Genomic DNA, 7,898 nt, shown 5'->3' on the forward strand with positions numbered 1-7,898 from the left:
GCGCTCTCCTCAGGAACGGTTGTCGGTGCGAGTGCTGTCCGGCGTCATGCGGCCAGGGTCCTTCAGGTCGTCGTCCGTGACTTCGCGTCCCGGCGGGTCGATGCGCTTGGCGAGGTTTTCCAGGCGGCTGTCGGAAGGACTGGGATTGCGGTTGGCATGATGGTCATGCAGCTGATCCGCCGGCTTCGGTTGGATGGGCATCGCCGCTCCTTGAAAAAACTTGAGAAAGCTTGAGAAAGATTAATGGGTAGACGGGTCGTTCGCCTTGCCGGGTTCCGGGCGGATTTCCTCGGGCCGGGTGGCATCCTCGGGCACGATGTCTTCCGGCAACCCGATGTCGTCGGTGCCTAACGCATGCTCGGGCGTGCGCGCCTCGTCAGGCTTGCCGGGATCGATCTCGATGGTCTTGCGCTGGTTTTCCATGTCGTTCTCCACGTGGGTTGAAGGCCTTTCCTGTTTAGACGCGTGTTGTCAGGATGGTTCGACATGTGCACTTGCAGAACTATCCATGTTCCGCTTCATCATACGAAGACAATCAAAGGAGGACATCGCATGGCACAGCATGGCAATTTCATGAACGAACCCGACATTGGCAGCGGCGAGAAAACCCCCGGACAGATCGACGTGGAAAACGACGTCCGTTCGGTCAACGGCACGATTCCCGGCGAGCCGCTGGACGGGCGGCAATACGTGCAGGTAGTCGAGGAACAGCACCATGCCAACATGCGCCCCGGACCGGAAGGCGCATCGCAGGGGCGCGTCCTGCAGGAAGGCGACCACATCGCGCGCATCGTCGCGCAGCCCCTGAGCGACGACAGCTTCGAGGCGCAGGTATATGTGCGCCTCGCGCGCGAACCCGACATCGCGGAAACCTACATTCCGGCAGGCACCTTCCAGAGCGAGGACGAGGCATGGAAGGCAGCGGAGGAACGCGCCCGCCGCGCGCTGCGAGAACGCGAGTTCTGAGGGTCGGACCCGCCGTTGCGCAGGACTGCACTACAATGACCGCCGTTGCCGCGACGGCGGGCCGGCACGCCTGTGTCCTCTGACCCGCCATGCAAGCGGATCGGGGAGCACGGCATCTTGGACGGCAGGAAAGGATATTTCGCGGCGATCGTCATCGCGGCGCTGAGCGGCTGCATCGCCAACCAGCAGCTGCAGACCGCGCAGGCACGGGAAGTCTTGCGCAACGACAAAGGAGTGACGGTGTATGCGGCGGGCGATGTCGCCGACTGCAAGGGCGGCAGGCCGGAACGCAGCGGCGCGGCGAAGACGGCGGCATTGATCGAGGCCGGCCTCGCGGCCGATCCGGCGGCGCGTGTGCTGATGCTCGGCGACGCCACCTATCCGGTAGGAACCCTGGCCGAGTTCACCGGCTGCTACGAGCCGACCTGGGGCCGCTTCAAGCAGAGTACCCTGCCCGCCCCGGGCAACCATGAGTACTACACGCCGCAGGCGGTGGGCTACTACACCTACTTCGGCGACATCGCCGGCCCGGAAAGACGCGGCTACTACAGCTTCGACCTCGGGCCCTGGCATGTGATCTCGCTCAACAGCTACCTCAAGCCCGAGCCGTATCGCGCCCAGCTCGAATGGCTGGCGCGCGACCTCGCGCAGCACAAGACCCGCTGCACCCTGGCCTACTTCCATCATCCGCGCTTCAGTTCCGGCGGGCACGGCGACAATCCGCAGATCGACGACATGTGGCGCATGCTGGCACAGGCCGGCGTCGACCTCGTGCTCGCCGCGCACGACCACAACTACGAGCGCCTCGCGCCGAAGAATGCCGACGGCAACCGCGATGATGCGGCGGGCATGCGTTCCTTCGTGATCGGCACCGGCGGCGCCAAGCTGACCCTGCTGCGCTTCCGCGGACTCGACAGCGAAGTGGTCGACAACTCGACGCATGGCGTGCTCAAGCTCGCGCTGAAGCAGCAAGGCTACGAATGGGAATTTCTGCCGGTCAAGAAGGACGGGTTTACCGACAGCGGCGCGGGTCTGTGCCATTGAGACGCTGCAATCGACGTGCCGCCAAGGGTGCTTATGGGTGCTTATTAATGAAAGGCTGATCCGCCTCACTGGTTGCCGCATTGCGACGTGCTAATGTGCTTTCCGGACCTCGCCGTCCCGTGATCAAGGCAAACGAAACAAGGAGCAAGCGCCTGATGAATGCGACCAGTTCCGAGACCATGCGGCTGTTCTATGCGCTGTGGCCCGACAATCCCACCCGCACGACGCTGATGCAATTGCAGGCTCCGCTGCATGGACGCATGATTCCCTACGAGAACCTGCACCTGACCCTGGCGTTTCTCGGCGAGCAGCCGGTATCGCGGCTGCCCGCGCTCAAGGAAATCCTGCTGCGCCTGAACGCGGCGCCAGGCGAACTGGTGCTGGACCGCGTCAGCTACTTCACCCGCAACCGCATCGTCTGGGCCGGCGCCAGCGAGACGCCGCCCTTCGTCCTCACGCTCTACCGCGAACTGAGCGAGGCGCTCATGAACCAGGGCGTGGCATTCAACGAGCAGCACGCCTTCAAGCCGCACATCACGCTCGCGCGGGACGCCTCCTCGCCACCCGACCTAGCGTTCGCGCCGATCCGCTGGCGGGCGCACAAGGTCGCGCTCGTGCGCTCGGAAAACGCGCCGCAGGGCAGCCGCTACGAGGTGCTGGCCTCGCGCTCGCTCGACGAGAAATGGGTGCTGAAGGATCTGCCGGGCGGCGGCGCCTGAGCGGGCGCGCACCTGCCCGCCATCAAGGCTTACATTCCCGCGAGCTTCTTCAGCGCGTGCGAAGCAGCCACCAGGCCGAATGAGGCCGTGACCACCATCGACGAACCGAAGCCGGCGCAGTTCAGGCCGGTGATGCCGGCGTTGTCCGGCGCGCAGCTCAGGGTTTCCGGAAAGCGCAGCGGCTCCGTCGAAAACACCGCATCGATCCCGAACTTGCTTTTCTCGCCGCGCGGGAACCGGTGCTCCTGCCGCAGGCGCTTGCGCACCTTGGCCAGCAGCGGTTCCTGCTCGGTGCGGGCGAGATCGCGGATTTCGATCTTCGTCGGATCGATCTGTCCGCCCGCGCCGCCGATCGTGACCAGCGGAATGCCGCGGGCGCGGCAATGGGCGATCAGGGCTGTCTTCGCGCGCACGTTGTCGATGGCGTCGATGACGTAGTCAAAGCGGCCTTCGACCATCATCTCGCCGATGTTGTCGGCGCTGATGAAGTCTTCGACCTCGGTGACTTCGCAGAAAGGGTTGATCTGGGCGATGCGCTGCGCCATCGCGGTCACCTTGGCCATGCCGAGGGTATCGGTCAGCGCATGGACCTGGCGGTTGACGTTGGACTCGGCCACGTTGTCGAGGTCGATCATGGTGATGCGGCCGATGGCGCTGCGCGCCAGCGCCTCGACGATCCATGAACCAACGCCGCCGACGCCGATCACGCATATGTGGGCCGCGCGGAAACGCGCCAGCGCCGCCTCTCCGTAAAGACGGGCGATGCCTCCGAACCGGCGCTCGGCGTCGATATCGTTGACAGAAGAATCAGCTTGTGGGGCAAGGGCAACAATCGCATTCATTCCCGCATTTTAACGGAGAGTAAGCCGCAATATTTTCTTCTAGAATGAATTTTCGACGGGAAAAGATGCTTCTTGTCAGCCTCTCATTATCAATCGCATCAAGACAGTGACTTCGTCATGCTTCCTTCCTTGGCTTTGCTGCAACTGATTGCCGTTTCGCTCCTGGCCCACGTGGCCCTGGCCGGCTCCCGGGTCACCACGTCGCTGTATGCGATTTCCCTGCATGCTTCCGAATTCACCATCGGCAGCCTGATCGCGCTGTACTCGCTGTTCCCGATGCTGCTGGCGGTGCCGGCGGGCCGGGCGATCGACCGCATGGGCATGCTCAGGCCCATGCTTGCCGGCGCGGCGGCGGTCGCCCTGGGTTGCGCCCTGCCCGGCCTGGTGGGCGGGCTCGCCATCCTCTACGTCGCCAGCGTGCTGATGGGGACCGGCTTCATGGTGATCCAGGTGGCGGCGCAGCACAGCGTGGGCGTGATGAGCAACGATGCCCAGCGCGCGTCGAACTACAGCTGGCTGGCGCTGGGCTTCTCGATCTCCGGCTTCTGCGGCCCGGTCACGGCCGGCTTCATCATCGACCATGCGCGCCATGGCGTGTCCTTCCTCGGCTTCGCCTGCGTGGCGCTGTGCAGCCTCGCGCTCATCGGCTGCGGCCCCCTGCGCCGCGCGGGCCAGGCCGACGCGTCGGAACATGCGCGCCCGTCCGCCGGCGGCAGCGCCATGGAACTGCTTCGCGACGGGGACATGCGGCGCATCTATTTCGTCGGCACCCTGCTGTCCTCGGCCTGGGACCTGTTCACCTTCGTCACGCCGATCAACGGCACGCGGCTGGGCTTCTCGGCATCGACCATCGGCCTCATCCTAGGCAGCTTCTCGGCGGCCACCTTTGCCGTGCGCCTGATCATGCCCTGGGTGTCGAAGCGCCTGTCCGAATGGCAGATCCTCACCGCGGCGCTGTCGCTGGCGGTGCTGTGCTACCTGATGTTCCCCTTCATGCATGCCGCGCACTCGGTCATGCTGGTCGCGGCCCTGCTCGGCTTCGCGGTGGGATCGGCTCAGCCCAACATGCTGGCCCTGCTGCACCATACCTCGCCGCCGGGGCGCGCCGCGGAAGCGGTCGGCATGCGCGTCACCATCGGCAATGCCTGCCAGGTCGTGCTGCCGCTGGCCTTCGGCGGGGCCGGCGCGGCGCTCGGCCTGCAGGCGGTGTTCTGGGGCATGGGCGCCATGATCGGCGCCGGCGTGCCTACCGCCTGGCGCAAGGCCCACCGGCCGCTCGGAAAATATTGACCTGGAACAAGGACGGCCTGGCCCGGCTGCGGCATCGTGCCGCCTGCAACATGAGGCAGGACGTACAATTCGACGTCCGGAACCCATTCCTTTTCCATCCGCAGGAACCGCCATGTCGATTGCCGACCTTCGTATCGATTACCGCCGCGCCAGCCTGACCGAGGCCGACGTGCTTTCCAATCCCATCGAACAGTTTTCAAAGTGGTTCGCCGAAGCCCTCAACGCCGAGGTGCCGGAAGCCAACGCGATGAGCGTGTCCACCGTCAGCGCGAACGGCCGGCCCTCCTCGCGCATCCTCCTGATCAAGGACGTCGACGCCCGGGGATTCACCTGGTTCACCAACTACGACAGCCGCAAGGGGAGCGAACTGGCGCAGAACCCGCACGCGGCCCTGCTGTTCCACTGGATTCCGCTGGAACGGCAGGTGCGCATCGAAGGCCGGGTGGAACGCATCGCCGCCGAGGAGAGCGAGGCCTACTTCAACAGCAGGCCGCTGGGCAGCCGGATCGGCGCGATCGCCTCCGCGCAGAGCCGTCCGGTGGCGGACCGGGCTGCGCTGGAAGCGAAATACGCGGAGGCGGAGAAGCAATCCGGCGAGCAGCCGAAGCGGCCGGAGCATTGGGGCGGGTACCGGCTGGTGCCGGATTACCTGGAATTCTGGCAAGGACGGCCGTCAAGGTTGCATGACCGGATTGCGTACCGGTTGCAGGGGGATGGCACGTGGGTGCGGGAGCGGTTGCAGCCCTGAAGGAGCTTCCTCGTACTTCTCCCTCCCCTTCAGGGGGAGGGAACGAAGCAGTCATCACGCCGCGCTCTTCACCCGATCCGAAAACGTTTTCCTGAACTTCGACACCTTCGGCGCCACCACGAACGCGCAATACCCCTGCAGCGGATGCTGGCGGAAATAATTCTGGTGATACTCCTCGGCCTTGTAATACTCAGGCACGGGCTTGAGTTCGGTGACGATCGGCGCATCCCACACCGCGCCCATGCAATTGATCACCTGCCGGGCGACGCTTTCCTGCTCGGGGCCATGGTAGAAGATCACCGACCGGTACTGCGTGCCGACGTCGTTGCCCTGGCGGTTGAGGGTGGTGGGGTCGTGGATGGTGAAAAAGATTTCCAGGATCTCGCGGTAGCTGATCACCTCGTTGTCGAAGCGTACCTGCACTACCTCGGCATGTCCGGTGCTGCCGTCGCAGACCTGTTCGTAGGTGGGGTCCGCCACGTGCCCGCCGGCATAGCCGGATTCCACGTGCTCGACGCCCTTCAGTTCCTGGTAGACCGCTTCGAGGCACCAGAAGCAGCCTCCGCCCAGTGTTGCAAGTTCGGTTGCCATCGTTTGCTCCAATCGTTGCTTGATTCACTTTAGCCCAAACCTTGGGCACTGCCTATCGGAATCCGCTGATGCGCGGCCGGCGTTGCGGCGAATCAACGGGCCTGGTGTATCATTTTTTCATGATTTCCCAGGAGCCGGTCCCATGGCGCAAGCCCTTGCCCTCGTCGATGCGCTCAAGCGCGAACTCAAGTCCCGCGGCATCACCTATGCCGACCTGGCCGGCCGCATCGGCATGTCGGAAGCCAGCGTCAAGCGCATGTTCTCGCAAAAGAACTTCACGCTGCAACGGCTGGACGACATCCTGAAGGCGACCGACATCCGGCTGGGCGACATCGCGGCCCAGGGCGGCGAGGAAGCCGTCCTGATCTCGGAACTCAGCCACGCGCAGGAAAAGGAGATCATGGGCGATCCCCTGCTGCTGCTGGTCGCGGTGTCGGTACTCAACCAGCTCAGCGTGGCGCAGATCGTCGACAGCTACCAGGTCAGCGAGGCGGACGTGGTCAGGCAGCTCGCGCGGCTGGACCGCATCGGCATCCTGGAACTGCTGCCCAACAACCGCATCAAGCTGCTGGTGTCCCGCACCTTCCGCTGGCTTCCCAACGGCCCGATCCAGGCGTATTTCCGCGAGCAGGCCTTCGGTGATTACCTCGATTCGCACTTCGATGGCGAGCATGAGTCGATTCGGCTGGTGAACGTCATGCTGTCGCGCGAGTCCATCGTGTCCCTGCTCGGCAGGCTCAAGCAGGTGGCCAAGGAATTTGCCGACCAGCACCGCGCCGATGCCCGCCTGCCGTTCGACGAGCGTTTCGCCATGTCGTTCATGCTGGCGGCGCGGCCCTGGATGCCGCGGCAATTCAAGGCGATGCTGCGGCAGAAACCTCCGGCCTCGCGGGTGGTGCGCGGCAAGTAGCGGGCTGGCACGGCGCCCTGCCCGGGGATCGGTTTTTCGGCATAATGTGAAAAATTCAGCAGGTTTTCGATGTCCAAAAAAGATCCCAGCGCCGAAGCCGGCACGCCCCCCAGCGCCATGCCGCCCGAATTCGATGCGCGCCACTTTCGCAATGCGCTGTCCCAGTTCGCCACCGGGGTCACGGTCATCACGACCTGCCTGCCGGACGGCACCTTCCTCGGCCTGACGGCGAGCTCGTTCAATTCCGTGTCGCTTGACCCGCCGCTGGTGCTGTGGAGCCTGTCCAAGACCGCCAGCAGCCTGCCGGTGTTCACCGGCAATTCGCATTACGTCATCAACATCCTCGCCGGCGACCAGGCGGCCCTGGCGGAGCGCTTCGCGATGCGCATCGACAACCGCTTCGAAGGCGTCGATTTCGAACTCTCGCGCACCGGGCTGCCCATCCTCAAGGGCGTGGCGGCCTGGTTCGAATGCCACAACCGCAGCCGCTATCCCGAGGGCGACCACGTGATCTTCGTCGGCGAAGTCGAAAACTGCGAGGTCCAGCCCAGCCCCGCCCTCGTCTTCCACGGCGGGAAATTCGTTACCACCAACCGAACCGGCAACGCCGGATAACTCCCGCAGGCCCGCCATGACCGCATCCATGCCCTCCCAAACCAAGGCGCAATTCCACTGGGACGACCCGCTGCTGCTGGACCAGCAGCTCACCGACGAAGAACGCATGGTGCGCGACGCCGCCCAGGCCTACTGCCAGGACAAGCTGCAGCCGCGCGTGCTCGAAGCCTTCC

The 7,898-nt window shown here is 64.7% G+C and carries 11 protein-coding genes and 1 pseudogene; 8 read left to right on the forward strand and 4 right to left on the reverse strand.

The window, feature by feature from the left end:
- Nucleotides 1-9 precede the first annotated feature (9 nt).
- Nucleotides 10-201, reverse strand: coding sequence for a hypothetical protein (locus tag G3574_RS05575; protein ID WP_163961005.1), 192 nt, complete (start codon nucleotides 199-201; stop codon nucleotides 10-12).
- Nucleotides 202-240: 39 nt separating this feature from the next.
- A complete protein-coding gene (locus tag G3574_RS05580; RefSeq protein ID WP_163961006.1) occupies nucleotides 241-423 on the reverse strand; it encodes a hypothetical protein in 183 nt (60 codons plus the stop codon).
- A 129-nt stretch (nucleotides 424-552) separates the two neighbouring features.
- On the opposite strand from G3574_RS05580, the gene G3574_RS28295 reads away from it, so the two are divergent.
- The 3 genes from G3574_RS28295 (at nucleotide 553) to thpR (ending at nucleotide 2,729) form a co-directional block, all read left to right on the forward strand.
- Nucleotides 553-966 carry a hypothetical protein gene (locus G3574_RS28295; protein ID WP_235953041.1) on the forward strand — a complete coding sequence of 138 codons (414 nt, stop codon included), beginning with the start codon at nucleotides 553-555 and terminating at the stop codon, nucleotides 964-966.
- A 117-nt stretch (nucleotides 967-1,083) separates the two neighbouring features.
- Nucleotides 1,084-2,010 carry a metallophosphoesterase family protein gene (locus tag G3574_RS05590; RefSeq protein WP_205609668.1) on the forward strand — a complete coding sequence of 309 codons (927 nt, stop codon included), beginning with the start codon at nucleotides 1,084-1,086 and terminating at the stop codon, nucleotides 2,008-2,010.
- Between the two features lie 155 nt (nucleotides 2,011-2,165).
- Nucleotides 2,166-2,729 carry an RNA 2',3'-cyclic phosphodiesterase gene (gene thpR, locus G3574_RS05595; RefSeq protein ID WP_163961007.1) on the forward strand — a complete coding sequence of 188 codons (564 nt, stop codon included), beginning with the start codon at nucleotides 2,166-2,168 and terminating at the stop codon, nucleotides 2,727-2,729.
- 29 nt (nucleotides 2,730-2,758) lie between these two features.
- On the opposite strand, the gene tcdA is transcribed toward thpR, so the two are convergent.
- Entirely contained in the window at nucleotides 2,759-3,571 is an 813-nt protein-coding gene (gene tcdA / locus G3574_RS05600) for a tRNA cyclic N6-threonylcarbamoyladenosine(37) synthase TcdA (protein WP_163961008.1), read from the reverse strand.
- Between the two features lie 117 nt (nucleotides 3,572-3,688).
- Here tcdA and G3574_RS05605 point away from each other — a divergent pair, with 117 nt between their 5' ends.
- Both G3574_RS05605 and pdxH read left to right on the forward strand, forming a co-directional pair.
- Nucleotides 3,689-4,861 carry an MFS transporter gene (locus G3574_RS05605; RefSeq protein WP_163961009.1) on the forward strand — a complete coding sequence of 391 codons (1,173 nt, stop codon included), beginning with the start codon at nucleotides 3,689-3,691 and terminating at the stop codon, nucleotides 4,859-4,861.
- Between the two features lie 112 nt (nucleotides 4,862-4,973).
- Nucleotides 4,974-5,609 (forward strand): pyridoxamine 5'-phosphate oxidase, encoded by a 636-nt coding sequence (gene pdxH, locus G3574_RS05610; protein WP_163961010.1) that lies wholly within the window; start codon nucleotides 4,974-4,976, stop codon nucleotides 5,607-5,609.
- A 54-nt stretch (nucleotides 5,610-5,663) separates the two neighbouring features.
- On the opposite strand, the gene msrA is transcribed toward pdxH, so the two are convergent.
- A complete protein-coding gene (gene msrA / locus G3574_RS05615) occupies nucleotides 5,664-6,200 on the reverse strand; it encodes a peptide-methionine (S)-S-oxide reductase MsrA (protein WP_163961011.1) in 537 nt (178 codons plus the stop codon).
- A 142-nt stretch (nucleotides 6,201-6,342) separates the two neighbouring features.
- On the opposite strand from msrA, the gene G3574_RS05620 reads away from it, so the two are divergent.
- The 3 genes and pseudogenes from G3574_RS05620 to G3574_RS28930 form a co-directional block, all read left to right on the forward strand.
- A complete protein-coding gene (locus G3574_RS05620) occupies nucleotides 6,343-7,110 on the forward strand; it encodes a helix-turn-helix domain-containing protein (protein ID WP_163961012.1) in 768 nt (255 codons plus the stop codon).
- 69 nt (nucleotides 7,111-7,179) lie between these two features.
- Nucleotides 7,180-7,725 carry a flavin reductase family protein gene (locus tag G3574_RS05625; protein WP_235953043.1) on the forward strand — a complete coding sequence of 182 codons (546 nt, stop codon included), beginning with the start codon at nucleotides 7,180-7,182 and terminating at the stop codon, nucleotides 7,723-7,725.
- Between the two features lie 28 nt (nucleotides 7,726-7,753).
- Nucleotides 7,754-7,898 (forward strand): annotated as a pseudogene (locus G3574_RS28930) (acyl-CoA dehydrogenase); the annotation flags it as partial.

The sequence above is a fragment of the Noviherbaspirillum galbum genome, from assembly GCF_010974945.1.
In the GTDB taxonomy this organism is placed as follows: domain Bacteria; phylum Pseudomonadota; class Gammaproteobacteria; order Burkholderiales; family Burkholderiaceae_D; genus Noviherbaspirillum; species Noviherbaspirillum galbum.

What these genes read in the sequence shown, in the direction of transcription:
- G3574_RS05620 (WP_163961012.1), top strand. Translation starts at nt 6,343, where the DNA reads ATGGCGCAAGCCCTTGCCCTCGTCGATGCGCTCAAGCGCGAACTCAAG.
- G3574_RS05605 (WP_163961009.1), top strand. Translation starts at nt 3,689, where the DNA reads ATGCTTCCTTCCTTGGCTTTGCTGCAACTGATTGCCGTTTCGCTCCTG.
- G3574_RS05580 (WP_163961006.1), bottom strand. Translation starts at nt 423, where the DNA reads ATGGAAAACCAGCGCAAGACCATCGAGATCGATCCCGGCAAGCCTGAC.
- thpR (WP_163961007.1), top strand. Translation starts at nt 2,166, where the DNA reads ATGAATGCGACCAGTTCCGAGACCATGCGGCTGTTCTATGCGCTGTGG.
- tcdA (WP_163961008.1), bottom strand. Translation starts at nt 3,571, where the DNA reads ATGAATGCGATTGTTGCCCTTGCCCCACAAGCTGATTCTTCTGTCAAC.
- G3574_RS05625 (WP_235953043.1), top strand. Translation starts at nt 7,180, where the DNA reads ATGTCCAAAAAAGATCCCAGCGCCGAAGCCGGCACGCCCCCCAGCGCC.
- pdxH (WP_163961010.1), top strand. Translation starts at nt 4,974, where the DNA reads ATGTCGATTGCCGACCTTCGTATCGATTACCGCCGCGCCAGCCTGACC.
- msrA (WP_163961011.1), bottom strand. Translation starts at nt 6,200, where the DNA reads ATGGCAACCGAACTTGCAACACTGGGCGGAGGCTGCTTCTGGTGCCTC.
- G3574_RS05575 (WP_163961005.1), bottom strand. Translation starts at nt 201, where the DNA reads ATGCCCATCCAACCGAAGCCGGCGGATCAGCTGCATGACCATCATGCC.
- G3574_RS28295 (WP_235953041.1), top strand. Translation starts at nt 553, where the DNA reads ATGGCACAGCATGGCAATTTCATGAACGAACCCGACATTGGCAGCGGC.